Below are 23,710 nucleotides of genomic sequence, written 5' to 3'. Positions count from 1 at the left end.
AGTAAATAAAATCCTTCGTAACAACATATGAATGGAAGAATGGGAACATGATAATTTATATAAATTCACAAGAATGAAGGGAAATACAGAGGGGATGTTGAATACTTAAGGTGTAGGAAATTAATGATGAGGTGGTCAAATGTTTGTTAAAAATGCCATGATACCGAAACACAAATGCTATGTGGTGGATGTAAACGATTCAGTTGAAAAGACGCTGACGGTACTAGAACACCATAAAATCGACGGGGTACCTGTCCTTTCGAATGAAGAGTTTAAAGGCGTAGCGACCCGTTACAATATTTATCAAAGCTTCTTCCTTTCCGGAATGGACAAGGGAACCTTTCTCAAAGAGAAGAAGGTCAGTGATATCATCACGGATTCGGACAAATATATGACGGAAAAAGATGTATTTGAAAATGCATTGATCGAATTAAAAGATTCACCGATCCTCCCCGTGGTAGGCGAAAATAATAAGTTCCTGGGTCTCGTCACGCGCTTTGACGTCCTGGATCAATTCAGAAGTGCATTCGGCATGGATCAGAAAGGAGTCCGCATCGCTTTCTCTTCTGTAGAAACGGAAGGTCGGATCGCGAGGCTCGGTGACATCATCCAACAATATTCAGAATCTGTGATATCACTTGTAACGTTCGACGAATCGGATAAATTATTACGTCGTATTGTCCTGAAGGTGGAAAAGAAGGACAATATGGATAAATTCCTTCATAAGTTAGAGAAATCGGGATTCAGAATTCTCGATATACATGAAGATGAATAATTGAATAAATCCCTGTATGAAAAAAAATCCCCCTCATAAGATTTATGGGAGGGATTTTTTTGATCAATCATTTCATGAAACTGATAATTACGTTTCTTTTAGGGTATCTATTCATTACATGGTTTCCGGCATCAGAACGATTTACAAATCCAGAATTCGTTGTGGAGATGGTCCTCAATCCGGTACAGTTCTTTGCTGCGTCCATTGCATTTATGATCGGGATTTTGGTCCAGGTGAATGTACTGAAAGCTGTATTCTATTCTATCCTTCAATTATGGAACGGGAAACTTCATAAAGAATTGATCCTCTTTCCATTTCACTTAGCGGTGATCTATGTGTTGAGCGGATATGGCATTTGGCAAACGATGATTTTTTCCTGTTCAGCCATTTTTTATGGTATCATTTCAATAGATTTTCGCCGTCAAGGAGGCCATAATGCTTGAATTTTGTATTGTTTTATTGACAGGGGGAGCAAGCCTCCTCTTGTATATGTTATATGAGGCCCGATGTAACGTTGTAAAAATTGAGAAGGTTAATCTGCCTCACTATCCTGAACAAATGAAGCCCGTATCCCTATTTTTTATTTCGGATATACATAAACGGGAAATTGCAAACGAAATCATCGAAGACGTGAAGGGGAAGGTGGATCTTGTCATCATCGGCGGGGACCTTTTGGAAAAAGGAGTGCCTTTTTCAAGGGTCGAACGAAATCTCGACAAACTCCTAACATTGGGGAGTGTTTATTTCGTATGGGGAAATAATGACCATGAAGTGAATATCAGCAGGTTAAAACAGATCTTCAAGAAAAAAGGGATCGTTGAAATCGTCAATTCATCAGTAAAAGTAAAGATTCATAACGGTGTCATGAACTTGATAGGAGTGGATGACGCAAGTACCCAACGGGCAAATTATGAGGCATCACTTGAACGGGTGCACCCTTATGAATTCAATCTTTTGATCAGTCATGACCCAAGACTTGTGAATCAAGTACAGAAAAAGGATGGAATCGACTTCATGTTAAGCGGTCATACACACGGGGGACAGATTCGTCTGTTCGGTTGGGGGCTGTATAAAAAAGGAAGACTTGAAACTCTCCCGGAGACCACCCTATTAGTAAGCAATGGTTACGGGACCACCGCCATTCCTTTACGGTTGGGTGCTCCGGCCGAAACCCATTTGTTGGTAATGCATAAAGGATGAAATGAACAAATGTTATCCATTACCTATACAAATTTTACACAATGAGGTTTCTCGGGTTATAATTTTAGAGAGATGAGAAATACTTGGGGGACTATTTATGAGCAATGATAAGAAGTTGGAAGGCAAATACAATATTAAAGCTGTGTCTACCATTTTAGGGATTCAACCGGGAACATTGAGGGCATGGGAGAGAAGGTATCAGATCATTGCACCAGTGCGGAATGAATCCGGGCACCGTTTGTATACCGAACAGCATTTAAATATATTAAAATGGCTAGTTGAAAAGGTCGATCAAGGCTTTACCATCAGTCAGGCCGTTGTGTTACTGGACAAACAGGAACTTGAAGAGAATGAAATCACATCCTCTGAACAAAAGGATCGCACCCAAACGATTTCCGATGATCTCTTAAAGGCTTTACTGAGTTTTGATGAAACAAAAGCACATGAATTGATTAACCAGTCGTTTTCGGTGTATACCATTGACAAGGTGGTCATCGACATTCTCGGAAGCCTGCTGGTAAGGATCGGGGATTTATGGGAAAATGATGAAATTACGACTGCCCATGAGCATTTTGCCACTTCCATCCTCAGGTCCCGAATTGGCATCATCATGCATTCATTCCCGCATAATGGGATATTACCCAAGGTAGTGGCTGTCTGTGGCCCTGGAGAATGGCATGAATTAGGATTATTGATTTTCACCCTTTATGTACGAAGAAAGGGATTTGAAGTCATCTATCTGGGATCGAGCATAAAAGAGAATGATATTGATATCGTATTGGATGAAGTGAATCCAAAGTTCTTATTTTTCTCATGCACACTGCTTGAAAATGTTGATAATCTTCTTTCCCTCGTTACGTCCTTAAAAAAAGAGCGGAAGGATCTCGTGATCGGGATGGGAGGATTTGCGGTTGATCATCTGTCCAAAGACATAAAAGCAGAATTTGATGAACACATCGTGGGACAATCCAAATCGGAATGGGAAATTTGGCTCAAAAGTAAATTATAAGTGGAGTATGCACTGTTTTTTGCCCCTTACATAGTATGATGATAAATCGTCACACTCTAGGGGGTACGAAGATGAAGCTCGAAAGAATTTCGGACAATAAAATAAAATTTTCCATCAGTGTAGAAGAGTTAGAACAAAAAGGCTTATTTGAACAAGACCAATGGAAAGATTCCTATATGTGGCATGATCTGTTCGAAGATATGTTAGATGAAGTACAAGGGAAGTTCGGCATCGAAACGCAAATGGAAATCACAGTGGAGATCGAATCATTTGATGATCAGGAAATCTGCTTGATCCTCACGTTAGAATCAGAAGATGACTTTTCCGACTGGGACGAAGGTACCGAAATGATGAAATCCATGAATGATCACGATGTTCTCGTGTATTTCGATGATTTCGAGGACTTACTCAACCTCCTTAAACGGATCAATAAAATGGGAAAGCTGAGCCATTCCCTCAGTCAATGCAGTATTGTTTGCTTTGAAAAAAAATATTACCTGCTTATAGAGAATTTGCTTGAAGGCGACAGCTCCATACTGGAAGCGATTTGCGCCGAATATGGTCAACATTCAATGATCACAAAGCATGTCCTGATGGAATATGGCCGAGTTGTGTTACTAAAGGATTCCATCGAAAAGATATTGTATTATTTTTGACTCGATGGTCCTGATAGTGAATCTTTACCCCCTTTAATTATACCTCTTACGCTTAAAATCGTCTTCTTGCACTCTCGGGGCATTCCTGGGAGTGCTTTTTGGGTTTGGAGCTTTTAGATGTGTCCAGCTCCGGCGGCTAGAGGCTCGAGGTCATAAGTCAAACCTGCCAAAAGGCAAAGAACGCCTTTCCGTCCGCTTTGCCTTATGCTTGTCGCCTCTAAACGAGCCGCCTCCGCTTTTCTATAATGACAGCGTTTTCAAAAAAATACTCCATATTGAATTTTCCTTCTTTGCAAGTGGAAATCAAACGTGTATACTATGTCATGAAAGCGGACGAGGTTCTGCTAAACAGTGAAGGATACTGGGAGGTTTACATACATGGTAGCCGAAAAGGGGAAAGAAAATCACCAAGCACCGGAGCAGCATGATGTGTTGAAATCTACACAAACGGTTATTCATCTTGCGCTCGATAAATTAGGGTATTCAGAAGAAGTTTATGAATTATTAAAAGAACCAATTCGTATGTTAACAGTTAAAATACCAGTCCGGATGGACGATGGAAAAGTAAAGGTGTTTACGGGCTATCGTGCCCAGCACAATGATGCGGTTGGACCGACAAAGGGCGGGATCAGGTTTCATCCGAACGTTTCGGAGAAGGAAGTTAAGGCACTTTCCATATGGATGAGCTTGAAATGCGGAATCGTCGACCTTCCATATGGGGGAGGTAAAGGCGGGATCATCTGTGATCCCCGGGATATGTCATTTAGAGAGCTGGAGCGTTTAAGCCGTGGATATGTGCGTGCCATCAGCCAAATTGTCGGACCTTCTAAAGACATTCCTGCACCGGATGTTTTCACAAACTCGCAAATCATGGCGTGGATGATGGATGAATACAGTCGTATTGATGAATACAATTCTCCAGGTTTCATTACCGGGAAACCGTTGGTGCTGGGAGGATCCCACGGCCGTGAAACGGCAACTGCCAAAGGGGTGACGATCTGTATCCATGAAGCGGCGAAGAAAAAGGGAATCAAACTCGAAGGGGCAAGGGTGGTCGTTCAAGGTTTCGGAAATGCGGGAAGCTTCCTTGCTAAATTCATGCATGACGCCGGTGCGAAGGTGATCGGGATATCTGATGCTTACGGCGGCCTGCACGATGAGGACGGATTGGACATCGATTATTTGCTGGATAGACGCGACAGCTTTGGAACGGTCACGAAGTTGTTCAATAATACGATCACCAATGAAGAACTGCTGGAGCTTGATTGTGACATTCTTGTGCCTGCAGCCATTGAAAATCAAATCACGGATAAGAATGCCCACAATATCAGGGCAAGTATCGTCGTCGAAGCTGCGAACGGACCAACAACATTAGAAGCGACGAAGATTTTGACTGAACGCGGTATTCTACTGGTACCTGATGTGTTGGCTTCGTCAGGTGGAGTGACGGTTTCGTACTTCGAGTGGGTTCAAAACAATCAAGGATATTACTGGACAGAAGAAGAAGTGGAAGAGAAACTTGAAAAGATCCTGGTCAGCTCTTTTAATAATGTGTATGAAACGTCCCAAACAAGAAGAGTGGATATGAGGCTCGCCGCCTATATGGTTGGTGTAAGGAAAATGGCGGAAGCCTGCAGGTTCAGAGGCTGGATTTAGCGATATACTAAAAAGGGTGAGGTGTGTGGCATCCCACCCTTTTTTCTTTTGGAATCACATTCTATCCCACCGGTGGAATAATAATATGAGTCTGGGTCCCGATACACTGAGGGCTCCTTTTTGACCTGGACGCAATCTTATTCCATAATAACTGAGTAAAGACTTTTTGATAATCTGAAGTGTACGGATGAACATGACCATTCAGATAGAGGAATTGAAGGAGTGTCTGAATTTGAAAATGGAAGAATGCATTGTTATAGGCGGAGGACCGTGCGGGTTGTCTGCTGCCATTAGTTTGAAAGAAAAAGGAATCAATCCTTTGATCATTGAAAAAGGGAATATCGTCAATGCGATTTATCACTACCCTACCCATCAAACTTTCTTTTCGTCGAGTGAGAAGCTGGAGATCGGTGATGTACCTTTTGTCATTGAAGAACATAAGCCTAGAAGGAATCAGGCATTGGTGTATTATCGAGAAGTCGCGAAGCGTAAAAAGCTGAGAATCAACCGGTTTGAAACCGTCCATAAAGTAGAAAAGCACGACGGTATCTTTACGCTGACTACTTCCAAGGGCCATTACGAAAGTAAGTCGATTGTCATCGCGACCGGATACTACGATAATCCAAATTATATGGATATCCCTGGCGAGGGACAAGAGCATGTGTTTCACTATTTTAAAGAAGCACATCCTTTTTTTGACACGGATGTGGTGGTCATCGGAGGAAAAAACTCGGCGGTTGATGCAGCCCTTGAATTGAATAAAGCCGGGGCAAGAGTCACCGTCTTATACCGTGGAAGTGAATATTCCAAAAGTGTCAAGCCATGGATCCTCCCGAATTTTGATGCCCTCGTAAGAAACGGTGAGGTCACGATGGAGTTTCAGGCATGTGTGGATGAAATAACCGGGGATTCTGTTCTTTACGACGTTAATGGAGAAAAAAAAGAAGTCAAGAGTGATTTTGTGTTTGCCATGACCGGCTATCATCCCGATCACAGCTTCCTGACGAAGATCGGAATAGAAATCGATAAGGAAACCGGGCGTCCTGCCCATAATCCTGAAACGATGGAAACAAATGTAGACGGCGTCTATATTGCAGGTGTCATTGCTGCAGGAAACAATGCCAATGAAATCTTTATTGAAAACGGTCGTTTGCATGGAGGACTGATTGCTGAATCCATCACTGGTATGGAAAAATAGGATGAAGAAGGAGAAAGAGGCTCACAGAGGAGCCTCTTTCTTTTTTTAAACTCTTAGTGTTTGTTAGTTTCTGAAAATCGCTTCCAATTCTTTCATATCATGTATTTGGGAGAGGGCGACCACAAGCTTGATTCTGGCCTTTTGACCATTTAGTCCATTTGAGAAGATGACCCCTTTTTCCTTCAGTTGTTTTCCACCACCGGAATATCCGTAAATGTCCTGGACAATCCCGTTGAAGCATCTGGAAACCAATACGACGGGAATATTCGATTCTAACAGTTCCTCTATCCCCGCCACCGTTCCCGGCGGGAGATTTCCCTGACCCAATGCTTCAATGACGACCCCATCGTACTGAAGAGCTTTAATGGCCCTCAGTAAACTTGAATCCATCCCTGCGTATGCCTTGATGAGTGTCACCCTTTTGGAAATGTCACATACCTCGTAGTGCTCGTTCGAGGTGGGCTGGTGATGGAAGAGGACACCTCTTTTGGTCACGATTCCGATCGGTCCATACTGAGGACTTTGGAAAGTGGATACATTGCTTGTATGGGTTTTGGTCACATTTTTCGCTGAGTGGATCTCGTCATTCAGGACAACTAAAACCCCTTTGTTCATGGATTTGTCGTCCGCCGCCACCCGGACAGATGATATCAGGTTATATAAACCGTCGGCTCCTATTTCATTGCTTGATCTCATGGCCCCTGTCACGACGATCGAGATGGGAAGGGAGAGGGTCAAGTCTAAGAAGTAAGCTGTTTCTTCCAGTGTATCTGTACCGTGGGTGATGACGGCCCCGTTGAATGGCCTTTCCTGATACTTTTCTTCGATGATCTCTTTCAGTTGATGCATATGCTCCGGCGTAATATGAGGGGAAGGCAGATGGAATGCTTCTTCGACCGTCACATTTGCCAGATTTGAAACGATGGATGTCTGTACCGAAAGAGGGTTTTCTTTTCCTGGCGTAACAGCTCCGGTGTGTTCGTCTTCCATCATCGAGATAGTGCCGCCTGTATGTATGACTAAAATATCTTTCTTCATCATTCATTCCTCCAACCATTTAAATTCCTATTTCCAATCCTACATTAACATGATACGATTAAGAAAACCGAAAGAAAAGAGGACTTTTTATGCTGGTGATTTTATCAGCGGGTATAGCACCAGGATTAGCATTGTTAAGTTACTTTTATTTACGGGATCAATATGATGCCGAACCCATTACATTGGTGTTTAAAACGTTTATGTACGGGGCCCTTATTACCTTTCCGATTATGTTTTTACAATATGTCCTGGAAGTGGAGGGGATCATCGACTCTAATTGGTCTACTGCCTTCATTTCTTCCGGGTTCCTCGAAGAATTTTTCAAGTGGTTTATTTTGATGTTTGCCATCTTCCAGCACGTGGACTTTAACGAACCATACGACGGGATTGTATATGGGGCCAGTGTTTCTCTTGGGTTCGCTACCGTAGAAAATATATTATACTTGATCGCCAATGGTGTAGAACACGCGTTTGGGAGGGCGGTACTCCCTGTTTCTAGCCATGCCCTTTTCGGGGTCATCATGGGATACTATTTAGGAAAAGCCAAGTTTTCATCTCGAGAAGAAAGGCATAAATGGCTTTTTCTAGCCATCTCAGTTCCTATCTTGTTACATGGAACCTACAATTATATTTTCCTTGCTGAGAAAAACTGGGTTTACTATATGGTTCCGTTTATGTTTTTCTTATGGTGGCTAGGATTAAAGAAAGTGAAGAGTGCCCACCAGCTTACAGAGAAGAAGTATAAGAGGGAATTGAAGAAAGAACTCATTTAAAGTGACTGTGACAATAAGTGTTTTTATCAAAAGAAAATCCGAACGATCATTCGAAATTCTTTATTGAAAATCGAATTCGTTCGGATTTTTTATTTATAAGCTGCAGCAAGATCGGTTTTCGGGGATTCTTTTCGCTTCACTTCATCAATTTTGTTCACAAACATCTGAAATACTTTTCTTTTTTCATCCAAGTCGCGCATGTATTCTTTCAGTTCACTATACTTTTCTTCAAATGGCTTATGATACATTTCCCTGATATTTTCAATGATTTCTTCATTCACCGTGGACTGAATGACCTGCTTTGTAATGCCGTATTTGTAGGAATAGACTTTCAGTTCTTTTTTTACTTCCTCATAATCTGTATTGATTTGATCCAATACCTCCGAAATATCCTCTTTCCATTCATCCAAAGATTTCGCTAAATAATCCTCCATCATGACCCTCCTGTTTGAATTAATGAAGTATCCCTCACTCATTATAACCTTGCTTGTTTACATCCTTTTTGCTGAGACATTACAGTGTCTTATCAAAGTGCTTCACTATTACATGCACTTGTACCAGTTTTAAATTTTTAATGATTCCACTTGTATAAAATGGGAGCCTCTACAAAAACTAGAGTTAATGTTAATTGAAGATATGGAGGTTAAGGCATTATGAATAGTCGTTTCAAATGGGTTTCTACTTCAGTCGTCATGGTGCTTATGTGTTCTCTACTTATGATTTATTCTGAAGGGGAGAAGGCAGACGCTTTTACAAACCAGGTAATTCAGCATGGCGCAACGGGTGAGGATGTAATCGAGCTTCAATCCAGACTTCAATATATCGGATATTATAACGGCGATATTGATGGTGTATTTGGATGGGGGACCTATTGGGCCCTCCGAAACTTTCAATATGAGTTCAGTCTTCCAATCGATGGCCTTGCCGGTGCGAAAACAAAAGAAAAACTTGTGAAAGCATCAAAGTACAATAAGGAATATGTGAAAAATCAAATTGAAAAAGGCAATGACTTCAGCCATTATGGCGGCACAGATTTAGATAAACAAAAAGGGTCGACAGGTGGTGGAGGGGCAAAGGCACCTGCTCAAAACAAACCGGCCCCTTCCAAGCCGACGGCCGTGAATACACCGAATGGTTTCTCTCAAAATGACATTCAATTGATCGCAAACGCAGTATATGGAGAATCACGTGGTGAACCTTACGAGGGACAAGTAGCTGTAGCGGCGGTCATTCTTAATCGGATAGACAGCTCGGCGTTTCCCAATACCGTGGCAGGGGTCATCTTTGAACCAGGTGCGTTCACAGCTGTAGCGGATGGCCAAATCTGGTTAACCCCTAATGAAAGAGCAAAAGAAGCGGTGTTGGATGCCATTAACGGTTGGGATCCGTCATCAAGTGCTCTGTATTACTTTAATCCAGCGACGGCAACAAGTAAGTGGATTTGGTCCCGTCCCCAAATCAAGAAAATTGGAAAACACATATTCTGTAGTTAAAGAGGTGAAGGGAATTGCTACGTATCATTTTAATTACGGTACTCGTCCTGGGTGTAGCCGGTACCGCTTTCTGGGGATACCAGGAACACCAGGAGAAAAATGCGATATTAATCAATGCGGAAAATAACTATCAAAGAGCATTTCATGAATTGACTTACCAGGTGGACCTCCTTCATGATCAAATCGGTTCCACTCTTGCCATGAATTCAAGAAAGTCACTATCACCGGCACTTGCCGATGTGTGGAGATTAACGTCACAGGCTCACAGTGACGTGGGGCAGCTGCCTTTGACGCTTCTTCCATTTAATAAAACGGAAGAATTCTTAAGTGAAATCGGTGATTTCAGCTATCGTGTAGCTGTACGGGATCTGGACAAGAATCCACTGACCGAGAAAGAATATAAGTCATTGGAAAACCTGTATGAACAAAGTGCCGATATACAAAATCAGTTACGTAAAGTCCAGCATCTTGTCATGGAAAACAATTTGCGATGGATGGATGTGGAAATGGCTTTGGCATCAGGAGATGAGCAGGCAGATAATACGATTATCGATGGCTTCAAGACCGTCGAGAAAAATGTATCCGGATATGATGAGGCGAATATTGGAACGACTACCTTTGTCAACACTGAGAAGAAAGATCAAAATTTTAAAAAGTTAAAGGGGAAAGAGATTTCCAAAGAAGAAGCAGTCAAGATTTTAAGAAAGTATTCCTCTATCCCAAAATCGAAGGATGCAAAAGTATCAAAAAGCGGAAAAGGGGCGGATTACAAATTCTATAGCGTATCGATCGGAAATGGAAATACCGAAGCAAGCATGGATATCACCCAAAAAGGCGGGTATCCGATCTGGTATATCAATAATCGCAAAATCAATGAGCCGAAGATCAGTTTAAACAAAGCAGCGGAAAAGGCGACGGCTTTCCTGAAGGAAAATAAATTTCAGAAGCTTGAGTTGTTTGAAAGCGCACAATATGATAACATCGGGATTTTCACTTACGTGACGGTCCTGGATGGAGTTAGGATTTACCCTGACTCAGTCAAAATAAAAGTAGCACTGGATAATGGACAAATTGTCGGCTTTGCTGCTGAAGAATACTTAAAGAATAATCATGAAAGAAAAATCCCTGAAGCTTCCATTACTATGGCAGAGGCGAAAGAAACGACGAACCCCAGTCTGAAGATAATGGAAGAGCGTCAAGCGGTGATCGTGAACGACCTGAACGAAGAAGTGCTATGCTATGAATTCCTGGGTATGCTGGGCAAAGATACCTATAGAATATTCGTCAATGCAGAAACTGGAGAAGAAGAAAAAGTGGAAAGGCTCAAACAAGCAGAGCCCATTTACGAAGAAGTCGTATAACACTCAGCGGGACGGACCTTAAATTTGAAGGTCCGTCCCTTTCTTCTTATTCGAAAATTCAGAATGGAGTTAAAAAAGGTATGGAAAGGTGAGGGATCTCGTGACATAATATAGATACATATTATGGGAAAGTGGGAATTTCGGACTATGATAAAAGCAGGTACCACATTGCAATTGGAGCCTTTACATAATGAAACATTTGATCGATATAGATGCAGGGTGGTCGAACTTTCCGGGGAGGGGATTTTTATTGATTATCCCATTCATACCAAAACCGAGAAAGCCGTTTTTTTAATCGATGGAACGCAGATGAAAGCAAGCTTCACCCTCAATGAACAGACAGTCCTGATGTTTGAAACAGAAGTGATGGGCCGTAAATTATCCAAAATACCGATGATCCACCTGCATTATCCAGGGGACGAGGGGTTAATTAAAGTCCAAAGACGACAATTTGTCCGTGTAGAAGCCAATACTGACATTTCATTGAAGATCAATGGTCAGTTTTACCCGACAATCACGGAAGATCTCAGTGCAGGGGGATGTGCTGTAGTGGTGAGGAAGGAAATGGGTTTGATAAATGGCGCAAAGCTGTCCACAACCATCGTCCTGCCGATGCAGACAGGGGAGTGCAGGTACGCAGAAATCGAAGGAAAAGTGATCCGGGTATGGGAAAAAGAGCACAAACAGATTGCGAGCATCGAGTTTGTTCAATTAACTGAAAATCAGAGACAGTATATTTTAAGATATTGTTTCGAAAGGCAGCTTGACTTAAGAAAAAAAGGCTTGCTTGAATAAAAAACCAAAAAGTACACATACTTTTTCTTAGTACGGAAAAAGGGTGATCTTTGTGAAAACGGTAGAAAGAATTTTAATTAAATTAGCCATCATACATGTCATATTATTAATAACGGTCCAGTTTGTATTCCATCAACTGAATCTCCTTCCCGAGATACATAAGCTCGTTTTTTACGAAGGGGTGGAGAAAATGGAATACAGTGAGATTGTAGAAACCTTATCACGTTAGAGCAGGAGATGAATCCCTGCTCTTTTTTTTTGAAAGAACATCCCAAAGGAAAGAATCTATAAACGAAAAGAGAGATTTATGTTAAAATGGGTAAGAAAATTATTAGGAACTTAAGTAGGTGGATGAATTGAAAAAGTTAAGAATTGCAATCGATGGTCCTGCAGCAGCAGGGAAAAGCACTGTTGCAAAGATTGTGGCAGGGAAATTATCTTATCTTTATATTGATACCGGGGCGATGTACCGCTCTTTAACGTATAAAGCTTTGAGCAACAATGTAGACTTGCATGATGAGAATGAATTGAATCAACTATTGGCAGAAACGACGATCGAACTTGAACCTTCTGAAGATGGACAGCTTGTATTCCTGGACGGGAATGATGTAACAGATGAAATCCGTCAGGCTTCCGTGACCAATTCAGTGTCTCATGTGGCCGTGCATTCCGGGGTGAGGGAAGAAATGGTGAAGAGACAGCAGCAGCTTGCGAAAGAAGGCGCTGTAGTGATGGACGGAAGGGATATCGGCACTCATGTCATTCCGGATGCGGAAATCAAGGTTTTCTTACTTGCGAGTGTGGACGAACGTGCCCAAAGAAGACATGAAGAGAACCTCTCGAAGGGATATCCGAGTGATCTTGAGCAATTAAAAGAAGAAATTGCCCGCCGTGACAAAATTGATTCTGAAAGAGAAGTGGCTCCTCTGAAAAAAGCCGAAGATGCAACGGAAATAGACACCACTTCCCTTTCCATATCAGAAGTGGTGGCCCAAATCATGTTGTTAGTAGAAAGGAAAGGTTAAAGTGAATCTATATACCTTTGCTAGAGGTCTCGTTAAATCGATCCTTTCTCCTTTGTACCGGATTGAGGTGAAGGGGTTGGAGCATTTCCCGAAAGATGGGGGTGTTTTACTATGCGCCAATCATATTGATAACCTGGATCCCCCCGTTGTAGGGATTTCAGCACCAAGGCCTGTGTCCTTCATGGCGAAGGAAGAACTCTTCAATCTACCCGTATTAGGGAAATTGCTGCCTGATTTACGTGCATTCCCTGTGAAAAGAGGGATGAGCGACCGTGAAGCACTCCGGAAAGGATTAAAGGTCCTGAAGCAAGGAGATGTTTTAGGACTGTTCCCAGAGGGTACTAGAAGTAAGACAGGGCAAATCGGCAAGGGATTGGCAGGTGCAGGCTTCTTTGCTCTTCGTTCTGAAGCTTATGTTGTACCATGTGCCATCATTGGACCATACAAGCCATTTAGGAAATTAAAGGTTGTATTCGGGGCGCCGATCCCGATGGACAGCATCCGTGAAGAAAGATTGAATGCGGAAAAAACGACGGAAATCATTATGAAGCATATCGAAGACCTGATACATGCGAATCAATAATATAAGGTTTCCCGCTTGACAAAAAGTAGTATTTATTAGAAGTTAGTAGAAAGAATATTTTAAATTGCGAAGTCTCACAATAATCAAAATCTTTGCAGTCATGGATTAAGGAGGAGTACATAATGGAAGACATGAATGGAATTGAAGTGAAGAATCTTGAAATTGGTGAAAAAGTTAAAGGGACAGTCACTAAGGTTGAAGAAAAACAAGTCTTAGTCGACGTTCAAGATAGTAAAGTGGATGGCATCATTCCAATTAGTGAGCTCTCAAGCCTTCATATCGAAAAAGCTTCTGATGTAGTCAGTGAAGGGGATGTACTTGAGTTAATCGTGACAAAAGTGGAAGAAGAACTGTTGGTTCTATCCAAGCGTAAAGTGGATGCCGAAAAAGCATGGGAAGAAATGAAGGTCCGTTTTGAAAATGGAGACGTCTTCGAAGCTGAAGTGAAAGACGTTGTAAAGGGCGGACTTGTCGTTGATCTTGGAGTAAGAGGATTTGTCCCGGCGTCATTGGTTGAGGACTACTATGTCGAGGATTTCTCCGATTATAAAGATAAAACGTTAACGTTCAAGATTGTTGAACTGGATCAGGAGAAGAATCGATTGATCCTGTCCCACCGTGCAGTGGTCGAAGCAGAGAAGCAGCAACAGAAAAAACAGCTGCTGACAGATATCGAATCGGGTGCGGTTCTTGAAGGGACGGTCCAGCGGATCACGGATTTCGGTGCCTTCGTAGATATTGGTGGAGTGGATGGGCTTGTTCATATTTCCCAACTTTCTCACGAACATGTAGAGAAGCCGTCTGATGTAGTGACTGAGGGACAAAAAGTACAGGTGAAGGTCCTGAGTGTCGATCGAGACAACGAACGGATTTCTTTATCCATCAAAGAAACCCTCCCTGGGCCATGGAGTGACATTTCCGACAAGGCTCCTAAAGGAAGCGTGTTGGATGGGGTCGTAAAACGCCTCGTATCTTACGGTGCATTTGTAGAAGTGTTCCCTGGAGTTGAAGGCCTTGTCCATATCTCTCAAATTTCACATAAACATATCGGTACTCCGCACGAAGTGCTTCAGGAGAACCAGGATGTAAAAGTGAAGGTACTTGACGTGAACGAAAATGAACAACGCTTATCTTTAAGCATCAAGGCTCTTGAAGAAAAAGAGGAAGAAGTAACGGATTACGAAATGCCTGAAGAAAGCACCGGGTTCCAATTGGGTGAAATGATTGGAGACAAATTAAAAGATCTTAAGTAATGGTGATGAATTGTGACGAGAGCTCAAAGAAAGCAAGACCATATTAATTATGCAATATCAACCGGTCAACAACGGAAGACGGGTTTCGATGAAGTGGCTTTTGTCCACCAAAGCTTACCGAATATAGCAGTGGATGAGGTTCATCTGCAGTCTGAAATTGGCGAACTTACTTGGAGTTCGCCAATTTTCATAAATGCTATGACTGGTGGAGGTGGAGAATCCACTACAAAAATCAATCAAGAATTATCGATTCTTTCCAGGGAAACGGGGTTGGCAATCGCGGTAGGATCCCAAATGTCAGCCCTTAAAGACCCTGCTGAACGAAAGACGTATGAAGTCGTCCGGAAGCACAACCCGGATGGGATGGTCTTCGGGAATTTGGGGAGCGAGGCGACGGTTCAACAGGCAAGAGATGCCGTTGAGATGATTAGAGCCGATGCCTTGCAGATTCATTTGAATGTGATTCAGGAATTGACGATGCCTGAAGGGGACCGTGATTTCCGGGGGGCTATGGAGAGGATCCGGATAATTGCGGAGAATCTTCCAGTACCAGTGATTGTGAAAGAGACAGGGTTTGGTATCAGTAAAGAGGCAGCTGAAACCTTATCCCATTCAACGATTTCAGCCATCGATATAGGCGGTTTCGGCGGAACAAACTTCTCAAAAATCGAGAATCAACGACGAAAGCGTATGTTGGATTTCTTCGATGATTGGGGCATTCCCACTGCCATTTCAATAGCTGAGTCCTATTCCGCCTCGGATAAGCCGATCCTTGCATCCGGAGGTATCCAAAACAGCTTAGACATCGTTAAGTCTCTAGGATTAGGGGCCTCTGCTGTAGGGATGGCCGGCGTCATCCTTAAGCAGCTCCTGGAATCGGGTTTGAAGGATACCATTGATGAAGTGAATCAAATTCATACGGATATTCAGTTTTTAATGTGTGCTCTTGGATGTAGACGGATTGACGATCTTCATAAGGTACCCATGGTATTATCGGGCAGTGTGTACCATTGGCTTGAGAAGAGAGGGTTGAATCCCGGTGCATACAGCAATAGAACGTTACATTTGTAAAAAGAACGAATTCTCATGATTGAGAATTCGTTCTTTTTTGTTGTTGCATGAGTTGTGAGTTGGTTGGTTATGATTCGGTTTGATTGGATATTCGTATTTCAACATAAACCGCAGGATTAAATGCTCTAAACAGCCGAATTATCGGGTGATGGCTGTCCCATTGATGGGGTTTAGGCTTGCCGGCTCAAACCTCGCCGCCTTCGCTTTTAGCTTTTTCCGTTCCTTCAAGCCTTGTTGATCCGTTGTAATGTAAGCCCTGGTCACGGTCTGATTCTACTCGTTTGCTTTGTTTCAGCTTCTTCTCTTGTCGATCTTTGCCCACTTGAAAACACCTCCTTACTTTATTTTTTCTTTGGAAAGTTGATTCATACATGAATGAGATACATAAAGATTTTCCATAATGTAGATAATAGGAGGGGGAGTTTGCTGATGGATGGCATTTTGTATTTATGGTTCCTGTGGGGAATGTGGGTATATACGACATTTTTATTGAGAAAGTCTCATCCGCACCGTTTTCGTTATTCGTTTCTAAGTTTATTGCTCATTTGTGTATTTCCATATGGAATGATGGCTGGGTCTGTAGAAATATCATTCCCTGTTATTGTACTTGCACTCATTTGTATTGTTTCTATACGAATATTAAGCTTGAGGGAAAAGTTATATATGCTTATTGCTGTTCTCTCGATGGGGATGCTCTATGCAGGAATCTCATTGATCTCCATATATGACCCGGTACTTATGTTTATAGATCGGGATATCATTCTTTCTTTGTCATTGGTGCTCGTGGGCATTCTTTTCTACAGTCACTCCTCTCTATACAGGCTTCGTCTTATAGCGGTCGCTTTAAGCAGTGTAATCGGCGACTTTTTTCTGAGCATTCCATTAAACAAGGTTGGATTTTATTATTCGATCGGAGGTCCTGCTTACCTGGACGTGCTAGCTGTAACCATCGGGCTTATATGTGCCTTAAAAATAGTGGTGGAACTAAATCAGGCTGTTCACATCAGGACACAAACAAATAAGGGGGAAATGAAGAATATATGAATGTGTATGTGTATCCCGTGATCTTTGGCGTGGTGGTGGGTACCCTGACAAGGATCTATATGCTTCGCACTGACTATCGCCAATATCCGACGTATCTGCATGGAAAGATTATACATATAGCTCTTGGGTTCATTGCGGCAGGACTTGGCACCATTGCGATCCCTGCTTTACTGGAGGAAAATTTCACGGCGATAACGTTTTTGACGGTTGCGGCTTCTCAGTTCCGCGATGTGAGGAATATGGAGAGAAACACGTTGACAGAGCTGGATGCTTATGAGCTGGTCCCTAGAGGGGCTACTTACATTGAGGGAATCGCCATTGCATTTGAAAGTCGAAATTACTTAGTCATTTTCACCTCTCTACTTGCTACGATCGCCTACATCGTGTTTAATATTTATGCCGCTTTAGGGATCAGTGCGATCTGCATGGTGCTTGCTCATAAATTAATGGCAGGCGGCAGGTTGAAGGATATCGTTGACATTGAATATGTGAAGCCTCATTTTGATGGAGCGGGATTATATATTGATAATATATACATCATGAATATAGGACTTAAAGTTAGGCAGGAAGAGATCCTCCGATATGGGATGGGGTTCATCCTTTCACCCAAATCGTTTGATGCTAGGTCGACACTCGCGAATCTGGGTCAACGTCAGGCCATTCTCCATGATATGTCCACTTCACTCGGGATCTTTAAGGATTCGGGGACTCCTGCATTGACCCCACTCGCCAAGAGGGATTTGGATGATGGAAGAGTCGGGGTATTTGTCCTTCCACAGCGAAAGGATGTAGAGAAGGCCATTGCCATTCTTGGTCAGGTACCAACCCTCGAAAATGCCATAAGGATGCCGTCTGAGTCGAAAGCGAATCAGGAGGGGAGTAAATTAAAATGAGTACCATACAGAAATTCATCCTCGCAACAGTAACGACCACACCTGAAAAAGTACCGAGTGGAACAAGTGTGTTCTACTGTAAAACCGATGATGAATTACAAAAAATTTGCGCAAACCTGGAAGCCATTCTGGACGGGATTGCCCATGAAATAGATCAGGGACTGTTCATCATTGTAAAACATTGATTGCCAGTTTATTCTTTTACTGATAAAATAGTAAAGTTAGGGGGGACTGTCCCATAAGGAAACATTACCTTAAGGGCCGGTCCTTCTTATGCATAGCTCAGTTTATGATAATGATTGAACAGGCTTAAAAAGAGGAAATGTAAGAACGAAACAACTTCTTACAGAAAGGGTGATGAACGTGACTAAACCAGTAATAGCAATCGTAGGGCGTCCGAACGTCGGGAAGTCCACGATCTTTAATAGAATTGTTGGTGAAAGAATATCCATCGTTGAAGATGTACCTGGTGTAACAAGGGACCGTATATATAGTTCTGCAGAATGGCTGACGCATGAATTTAATATCATCGATACAGGCGGGATTGAACTGGGAAATGAACCATTCCTGGATCAGATCAGACAACAGGCTGAAATTGCGATTGATGAAGCCGATGTCATTGTATTCTTGACGAATGGCCGTGAAGGCGTCACAGCTGCTGATGAAATTGTTGCCAAAATTCTTTACAGATCAAAGAAACCGGTCGTATTAGGGATAAACAAAATCGATAATCCTGAAATGAGGGAAATGATTTATGATTTCTACTCTTTAGGATTCGGCGAACCGTATCCTATTTCAGGTTCCCACGGACTTGGTCTGGGAGATCTACTCGACGAGGTCGTGAAGAACTTCAAACAGGAAGAGGAAGAGCAGTACGCAGAAGATGTCATCAAATTTTCTTTGATCGGTCGTCCGAATGTGGGGAAATCCTCTTTAGTCAACGCTTTATTAGGGGAAGACCGTGTCATCGTCAGTAACGTAGCAGGCACGACGCGGGATGCCATTGACTCCTCCTATACGTATGATGGACAGGACTACGTCATCATTGACACAGCGGGTATGAGGAAAAAAGGGAAAGTGTATGAAACCACTGAAAAATATAGTGTGTTAAGAGCTCTCAGAGCCATTGAGCGATCAGATGTCGTCCTCTCAGTCATAGACGGTGAAGAAGGAATCATCGAGCAGGACAAGAAAATCGCAGGGTATGCACATGACGCCGGTCGTGCTGTGGTCATTGTCGTGAATAAATGGGACGCCGTGGACAAAGATGAGAAAACCATGAATAAATGGGAAAAGAATATCAGGGAACATTTTCAATTCCTTGACTATGCTCCAATCGTCTTCCTTTCTGCGAAAACAAAGAAGCGCATTCACACATTGCTGCCGATCATCAATACGGCAAGTGAAAATCACGCCATGCGTGTACAATCCAGCGTGCTGAACGAAGTCGTCATGGATGCTGTTGCCATGAATCCGACACCGACTGATAATGGAAAGAGATTACGGATATACTATGCGACACAAGTGGCTGTAAAGCCTCCTACATTCGTTGTGTTTGTCAATGATCCTGAATTAATGCACTTCTCTTATGAACGATTCTTGGAAAATAGAATACGTGATGCATTTGGATTTGAAGGAACCCCTATTCGTATTATTGCGCGTGCTAGAAAATAATAAGGTGGGTGTAAAAATGAAAAGTTCAAAAAAAGTAACGGTAGTCGGAGCAGGAAGCTGGGGTACGGCTCTAGCGATGGTGCTGGCTGATAATGGATTGGAAGTAAGGCTTTGGGGCCACAAAAAAGAACAAATCGATGAAATCAACTCTAAGCATACCAATCAAAAGTATTTGAAAGAAATCGAGCTCCCTGAATCCATTATAGGGCATCATGACCTTGGGGAGTCATTGGATGGCGTTGATACCATCATTCTGGCTGTGCCAACGAAAGCGATCCGCGGGGTCCTGGGGCAGATTCAAGAGGTTCAACGTGCGCCATTGACCGTTGTCCATGTGAGTAAGGGAATTGAACCTGATTCCCTCCTCAGAATTTCAGAATTGATTGAAGATGAAATGTCACCTGAGAATCTACATACAGTAGTGGTGTTATCAGGACCAAGCCACGCTGAAGAAGTGAGCTTAAGGCATCCAACCACTGTGACCGTTTCGTCTAAGGATATGAAGGCGGCTGAAGAAGTTCAGGATCTCTTCATGAACATGAATTTTCGTGTTTACACGAATCCGGATCTCCTTGGTGTTGAAATTGGTGGGGCGTTAAAGAATATCATCGCCCTTGCTGCCGGAATTACTGACGGCTTGGGGTACGGAGATAATGCCAAAGCGGCTCTCATTACACGGGGGCTTGCTGAGATCGCCCGTTTAGGAACGAAAATGGGGGCAAATCCGCTGACGTTTTCAGGGTTAACGGGAATCGGCGACCTCATCGTGACGTGTACAAGTGTGCACTCAAGAAACTGGAGAGCCGGGAATATGCTCGGGAAGGGTCATAATCTGGATGAGGTGCTGGCCAATATGGGCATGGTCGTAGAAGGGGTCCGCACGACGAAAGCTGCCCATCAGCTGGCTGAAAAGTATGAAGTGAATATGCCTATTACCGATGCACTATACGATGTCCTCTTCAATAAAGTTGAAGCGAAAGAAGCGGTTGATCACTTGATGGGTCGTGGGAAAACGAATGAAATGGAAGACCTTGTGAATATTTTGGGTGAACGTTTAACCTGATTTGAGAATATAGACATGCTTGAATGATGATTTTTATCCAATACACAATTATTCCTCAATTTATAGGCATTCGAGGATGCGAACACTGATCGTTCTGCATACACTGTCATGAATATATACAGCTTTGCCTATGGATGGGTAGGTCTCCCTTATTAGAGCTTCTCTTAGTATGTTGACGTCTATGATGTTGAGATACTTGAGAAGCTTTTTTTTGATTTTATCCATAAGCCCCCCTTTGAGGATTGTATCAGATTCTTGAACAACCATTCTTTTCTATTCTTTAATAAAAATCTTATGATATAATACATTCGATAACAGGAGGGATGTACTTTGGATTCGATGATGAAGATGTGGATTTCGTTTGCCTCGATGGGATTCATGTTTTTTGCCATATTGACGATTTATTTCAGCAGATATAAGATTAAGCAGAAATTCCTGCGTTTTATCACAGCTTTCATGGCATACATACTGATGATCGCTGGTGGGCTCATGATGATTTATATAGTATTAAGCGGACCTACCAATTAGGACCGCCCGATTGAAAGGACGTTTTAGATTGAAGCGCTTTAGTATAACAGCACTACTCCTCATATTTACGATGAGCATACTTTCCGGTTGTTTGTATCCGGATGAAGAATTAAGTCAAAATCAGATACCGTATGAAACCCAGGTAAAGGCTGTACAACAAGCAGTGGAAACCTATCAGAAAGATAATAGCGGACTGCTTCCGATTAAGACACGGGATCAGGATACTCCCATCTATCAGAAATATCCGATTGATTTTAGGAAATTATCCCCCAGATACTTACCCGAAATCCCGGGGAACGCCTTTGAAAATGGCGGAATCTTTCAATATGTTCTGGTGAATGTGGAAGAAAAGCCGGAAGTCAAGATATTTGACCTTCGTATGGCTGAACAGATAAGAGAATTGAAAATCAGGATTCAGACCCAAGACTATCCTCCGTTTGATAAAGAGGTAGCGCATAATGTTTATACCCTGAATTATAAGGAGCTTGGCTATGATGAAGAAGTCTACGTGAATAGCCCTTATTCCAATAAAAATCTTCCCCTTGTCATCAACGGGGATGGAGACATTTTTGTGGATTACTCAATGGACTTATTTGAAGAACTCAAATCGGGAGATAAAGAAGTTAAAAAAGGTGAAGATATCCGGCATTTACTTGTAAAAGATACATACTTTGTTCCTGCATATTCTTTACCGTATACGGTCGATGAAAATAACGAACCTGTCTTTATGACAAAATAGGCATAACCCTTTTCTTGCAAAATATATTGTAAGGGAAGGGTTATTATTTTTATGTCATCCTTTATAGGGTTATTTCATCAAAACAAATGATCATAAATGCTAAAGACATAATAAATTTTTCACTTTTCATCATAAGGGGGGAAAAAAAGCATATTAATAGTCATAAGTCATTGGGACAACATCATAAATATAGAATGTGAGACACAGAATACACGGATGAAACATCCCTGGAATATAAGATGGGAGGGAATCTCTTGGAAAGAGTCGATCTATTTAAAGACATTGCCGAAAGAACAGGCGGAGATATCTATTTAGGTGTGGTGGGAGCAGTCAGAACAGGAAAATCAACATTCATCAAGAAATTCATGGAACTTGTGGTCCTTCCTAACATCGCAAGTGAATCAGAACGGGCAAGAGCGCAGGATGAGTTACCTCAAAGTGCGGCTGGCAGGACCATCATGACGACTGAACCGAAATTTGTTCCGAATCAAGCCATCTCAGTTCATGTCGATGAAGGACTCGAAGTGAATATTAGATTGGTAGATTGTGTTGGATATACGGTCCCTGGTGCGAAAGGATATGAAGATGAAAATGGGCCCAGGATGATCAATACTCCATGGTATGAAGAGCCTATACCATTCCATGAAGCAGCAGAGATCGGGACCCGGAAAGTCATCCAGGAGCATTCTACGATCGGAGTGGTTGTGACAACGGACGGCTCCATCGGGGAAATTGGAAGAGGGGACTACATTGAGGCGGAAGAGCGCGTCATCGAGGAACTGAAAGAAGTAGGTAAACCATTTATTATGGTCATTAACTCGGCGAGGCCTCATGCTCCTGAGACAGAAGACCTGAGAGTGAAACTTCAAGTTAAGTATGACATCCCTGTCCTCGCCATGAGTGTGGAGAGCATGAGGGACTCGGATGTTCTCAATGTACTTAGAGAAGCGCTATTTGAATTCCCGGTACTGGAAGTGAATGTCAACCTTCCAAGCTGGGTAATGGTATTAAAGGAAGAGCACTGGTTGAGACAGAACTACCAGGAAGCCGTGAAAGAAACGGTCAAGGATATTAAGCGACTCCGGGATGTCGATCGGGTTGTCCACTACTTCAGTGAATTCGATCATATCGAACGTGCGGGACTTGCCGGTATCGATATGGGTCAAGGGATTGCTGAAATCGACCTTTACGCACCCGATGAACTGTATGACGAAGTTCTGAAGGAAATTGTTGGGGTGGAAATCCGAGGGAAAGATCATCTATTGGAATTAATGCAGGATTTCGCCCATGCGAAAGCCGAATATGATCAAATATCAGATGCGCTGAGAATGGTGAAGCAGACAGGATATGGAATTGCTGCCCCATCACTGAACGATATGAGCCTGGATGAACCTGAAATCATTAGGCAGGGAGCAAGATTCGGTGTCAGTCTGAAAGCGGTGGCCCCATCCATACACATGATCAAAGTGGATGTACAGTCTAAGTTTGAACCGATCATCGGGACGGAAAAACAGAGCGAAGAACTGGTGCGCTACCTGATGCAGGATTTTGAAGATGATCCACTGTCCATCTGGAACTCCGATATTTTCGGGAGAAGCTTGAGTTCCATCGTAAGAGAAGGTATTCAGGCCAAACTCTCCTTGATGCCGGAAAATGCAAGATATAAACTTAAAGATACATTAGAAAGGATCATCAACGAAGGATCGGGTGGATTGATCGCCATTATATTATAAATGTCTTTGACCTTCTTAGGAGGGTCATTTTTTTGTCTTTTCATTTCATAAGCAAATGACCCTCCGGCTGTAGATTTTCGCATTGTATAATTATAAATTTTCAAGAGTCATTAAAAAGTTTTTGAAACTATGATAGATGATGTGAACACT

27 protein-coding genes are annotated in these 23,710 nt (G+C 42.5%); 24 read left to right on the top strand and 3 right to left on the bottom strand.

Going from position 1 to position 23,710, the window contains the following annotated elements; all coding sequences use genetic code 11:
• Window positions 1-139: 139 nt before the first annotated feature.
• The 7 genes from NQ095_RS01045 to NQ095_RS01015 all read left to right on the top strand — a co-directional run bounded on the left by NQ095_RS01045 (window position 140) and on the right by NQ095_RS01015 (window position 6,494).
• Window positions 140-775, top strand: a complete 636-nt coding sequence (locus NQ095_RS01045) for a CBS domain-containing protein (protein WP_258261667.1) — start codon at window positions 140-142, stop codon at window positions 773-775.
• A gap of 59 nt (window positions 776-834) precedes the next feature.
• Window positions 835-1,218, top strand: a complete 384-nt coding sequence (locus tag NQ095_RS01040) for a hypothetical protein (protein WP_258261666.1) — start codon at window positions 835-837, stop codon at window positions 1,216-1,218.
• Window positions 1,211-1,975 (top strand): metallophosphoesterase, encoded by a 765-nt coding sequence (locus NQ095_RS01035; protein WP_258261665.1) that lies wholly within the window; start codon window positions 1,211-1,213, stop codon window positions 1,973-1,975. The genes NQ095_RS01040 and NQ095_RS01035 overlap by 8 nt, the downstream gene beginning before the upstream one ends.
• Window positions 1,976-2,072: 97 nt before the next feature.
• A complete protein-coding gene (locus tag NQ095_RS01030; RefSeq protein WP_258261664.1) occupies window positions 2,073-2,984 on the top strand; it encodes a MerR family transcriptional regulator in 912 nt (303 codons plus the stop codon).
• Between the two features lie 71 nt (window positions 2,985-3,055).
• Complete coding sequence (locus NQ095_RS01025) at window positions 3,056-3,640, top strand: adaptor protein MecA (protein ID WP_258261663.1); 585 nt, start codon at window positions 3,056-3,058, stop codon at window positions 3,638-3,640.
• A gap of 378 nt (window positions 3,641-4,018) precedes the next feature.
• Window positions 4,019-5,296 (top strand): Glu/Leu/Phe/Val family dehydrogenase, encoded by a 1,278-nt coding sequence (locus NQ095_RS01020; RefSeq protein WP_258261662.1) that lies wholly within the window; start codon window positions 4,019-4,021, stop codon window positions 5,294-5,296.
• A gap of 232 nt (window positions 5,297-5,528) precedes the next feature.
• Window positions 5,529-6,494 (top strand): YpdA family putative bacillithiol disulfide reductase, encoded by a 966-nt coding sequence (locus NQ095_RS01015; RefSeq protein ID WP_258261661.1) that lies wholly within the window; start codon window positions 5,529-5,531, stop codon window positions 6,492-6,494.
• A gap of 63 nt (window positions 6,495-6,557) precedes the next feature.
• Here NQ095_RS01015 and NQ095_RS01010 read toward each other — a convergent pair whose 3' ends face one another.
• Window positions 6,558-7,535 (bottom strand): asparaginase, encoded by a 978-nt coding sequence (locus NQ095_RS01010; protein ID WP_375162788.1) that lies wholly within the window; start codon window positions 7,533-7,535, stop codon window positions 6,558-6,560.
• Window positions 7,536-7,621: 86 nt separating this feature from the next.
• Between NQ095_RS01010 and prsW the strand changes: the two genes are divergently transcribed.
• Window positions 7,622-8,305 carry a glutamic-type intramembrane protease PrsW gene (gene prsW, locus NQ095_RS01005; protein WP_258261660.1) on the top strand — a complete coding sequence of 228 codons (684 nt, stop codon included), beginning with the start codon at window positions 7,622-7,624 and terminating at the stop codon, window positions 8,303-8,305.
• Window positions 8,306-8,394: 89 nt separating this feature from the next.
• On the opposite strand, the gene NQ095_RS01000 is transcribed toward prsW, so the two are convergent.
• Window positions 8,395-8,739, bottom strand: coding sequence for a hypothetical protein (locus NQ095_RS01000; RefSeq protein ID WP_258261838.1), 345 nt, complete (start codon window positions 8,737-8,739; stop codon window positions 8,395-8,397).
• Window positions 8,740-8,997: 258 nt separating this feature from the next.
• Between NQ095_RS01000 and sleB the strand changes: the two genes are divergently transcribed.
• The 8 genes from sleB to fni all read left to right on the top strand — a co-directional run bounded on the left by sleB (window position 8,998) and on the right by fni (window position 15,886).
• A complete protein-coding gene (gene sleB / locus NQ095_RS00995; protein WP_375162793.1) occupies window positions 8,998-9,798 on the top strand; it encodes a spore cortex-lytic enzyme in 801 nt (266 codons plus the stop codon).
• A 14-nt stretch (window positions 9,799-9,812) separates the two neighbouring features.
• Window positions 9,813-11,159, top strand: a complete 1,347-nt coding sequence (ypeB, locus tag NQ095_RS00990; RefSeq protein WP_258261658.1) for a germination protein YpeB — start codon at window positions 9,813-9,815, stop codon at window positions 11,157-11,159.
• A 147-nt stretch (window positions 11,160-11,306) separates the two neighbouring features.
• Window positions 11,307-11,954: a flagellar brake protein gene (locus NQ095_RS00985; RefSeq protein ID WP_258261657.1), complete on the top strand. Its 648-nt coding sequence runs from the start codon at window positions 11,307-11,309 to the stop codon at window positions 11,952-11,954.
• Window positions 11,955-12,006: 52 nt separating this feature from the next.
• The gene (locus tag NQ095_RS00980; protein WP_258261656.1) at window positions 12,007-12,183 is read left to right on the top strand and encodes a YpfB family protein; all 177 of its coding nucleotides are present in this window, start codon (window positions 12,007-12,009) and stop codon (window positions 12,181-12,183) included.
• A gap of 127 nt (window positions 12,184-12,310) precedes the next feature.
• Window positions 12,311-12,979: a (d)CMP kinase gene (gene cmk / locus NQ095_RS00975; protein WP_375162787.1), complete on the top strand. Its 669-nt coding sequence runs from the start codon at window positions 12,311-12,313 to the stop codon at window positions 12,977-12,979.
• A gap of 1 nt (window position 12,980) precedes the next feature.
• Window positions 12,981-13,562 carry a lysophospholipid acyltransferase family protein gene (locus NQ095_RS00970; protein WP_258261654.1) on the top strand — a complete coding sequence of 194 codons (582 nt, stop codon included), beginning with the start codon at window positions 12,981-12,983 and terminating at the stop codon, window positions 13,560-13,562.
• A gap of 119 nt (window positions 13,563-13,681) precedes the next feature.
• Window positions 13,682-14,815 carry a 30S ribosomal protein S1 gene (gene rpsA, locus NQ095_RS00965; protein WP_258261837.1) on the top strand — a complete coding sequence of 378 codons (1,134 nt, stop codon included), beginning with the start codon at window positions 13,682-13,684 and terminating at the stop codon, window positions 14,813-14,815.
• Between the two features lie 12 nt (window positions 14,816-14,827).
• Complete coding sequence (gene fni / locus NQ095_RS00960) at window positions 14,828-15,886, top strand: type 2 isopentenyl-diphosphate Delta-isomerase (protein ID WP_258261653.1); 1,059 nt, start codon at window positions 14,828-14,830, stop codon at window positions 15,884-15,886.
• Between the two features lie 184 nt (window positions 15,887-16,070).
• Here the strand turns inward: fni and NQ095_RS00955 are convergent, their stop codons facing one another.
• A complete protein-coding gene (locus NQ095_RS00955; protein WP_258261652.1) occupies window positions 16,071-16,208 on the bottom strand; it encodes a YpzI family protein in 138 nt (45 codons plus the stop codon).
• A 53-nt stretch (window positions 16,209-16,261) separates the two neighbouring features.
• Here NQ095_RS00955 and NQ095_RS22605 point away from each other — a divergent pair, with 53 nt between their 5' ends.
• The 8 genes from NQ095_RS22605 (at window position 16,262) to spoIVA (ending at window position 23,560) form a co-directional block, all read left to right on the top strand.
• The gene (locus NQ095_RS22605; protein WP_483880572.1) at window positions 16,262-16,930 is read left to right on the top strand and encodes a YphA family membrane protein; all 669 of its coding nucleotides are present in this window, start codon (window positions 16,262-16,264) and stop codon (window positions 16,928-16,930) included.
• Window positions 16,927-17,823 (top strand): YIEGIA family protein, encoded by an 897-nt coding sequence (locus tag NQ095_RS00945; RefSeq protein ID WP_258261650.1) that lies wholly within the window; start codon window positions 16,927-16,929, stop codon window positions 17,821-17,823. Before NQ095_RS22605 ends, NQ095_RS00945 begins: the two co-directional genes overlap by 4 nt.
• Window positions 17,820-18,008 (top strand): capping complex subunit for YIEGIA, encoded by a 189-nt coding sequence (locus NQ095_RS00940; protein WP_258261649.1) that lies wholly within the window; start codon window positions 17,820-17,822, stop codon window positions 18,006-18,008. The genes NQ095_RS00945 and NQ095_RS00940 overlap by 4 nt, the downstream gene beginning before the upstream one ends.
• Before the next feature lie 178 nt (window positions 18,009-18,186).
• The gene (gene der / locus NQ095_RS00935; RefSeq protein ID WP_258261648.1) at window positions 18,187-19,497 is read left to right on the top strand and encodes a ribosome biogenesis GTPase Der; all 1,311 of its coding nucleotides are present in this window, start codon (window positions 18,187-18,189) and stop codon (window positions 19,495-19,497) included.
• 16 nt (window positions 19,498-19,513) lie between these two features.
• Window positions 19,514-20,560 (top strand): NAD(P)H-dependent glycerol-3-phosphate dehydrogenase, encoded by a 1,047-nt coding sequence (locus NQ095_RS00930; protein WP_258261647.1) that lies wholly within the window; start codon window positions 19,514-19,516, stop codon window positions 20,558-20,560.
• 339 nt (window positions 20,561-20,899) lie between these two features.
• Window positions 20,900-21,088, top strand: a complete 189-nt coding sequence (locus NQ095_RS00925; protein WP_079533131.1) for a DUF2768 domain-containing protein — start codon at window positions 20,900-20,902, stop codon at window positions 21,086-21,088.
• A 28-nt stretch (window positions 21,089-21,116) separates the two neighbouring features.
• Window positions 21,117-21,827 carry a hypothetical protein gene (locus tag NQ095_RS00920; protein ID WP_258261646.1) on the top strand — a complete coding sequence of 237 codons (711 nt, stop codon included), beginning with the start codon at window positions 21,117-21,119 and terminating at the stop codon, window positions 21,825-21,827.
• A 254-nt stretch (window positions 21,828-22,081) separates the two neighbouring features.
• Window positions 22,082-23,560: a stage IV sporulation protein A gene (spoIVA, locus tag NQ095_RS00915; protein ID WP_258261645.1), complete on the top strand. Its 1,479-nt coding sequence runs from the start codon at window positions 22,082-22,084 to the stop codon at window positions 23,558-23,560.
• The last annotated feature ends 150 nt before the right edge of the window (window positions 23,561-23,710 follow it).

This window comes from Rossellomorea sp. SC111 (assembly GCF_024733565.1).
Lineage (GTDB): Bacteria > Bacillota > Bacilli > Bacillales > Bacillaceae_B > Rossellomorea.
The sequence above is the reverse complement of the archived record's forward strand: the minus strand, read 5'-3'. Positions and strand labels throughout refer to the sequence as shown.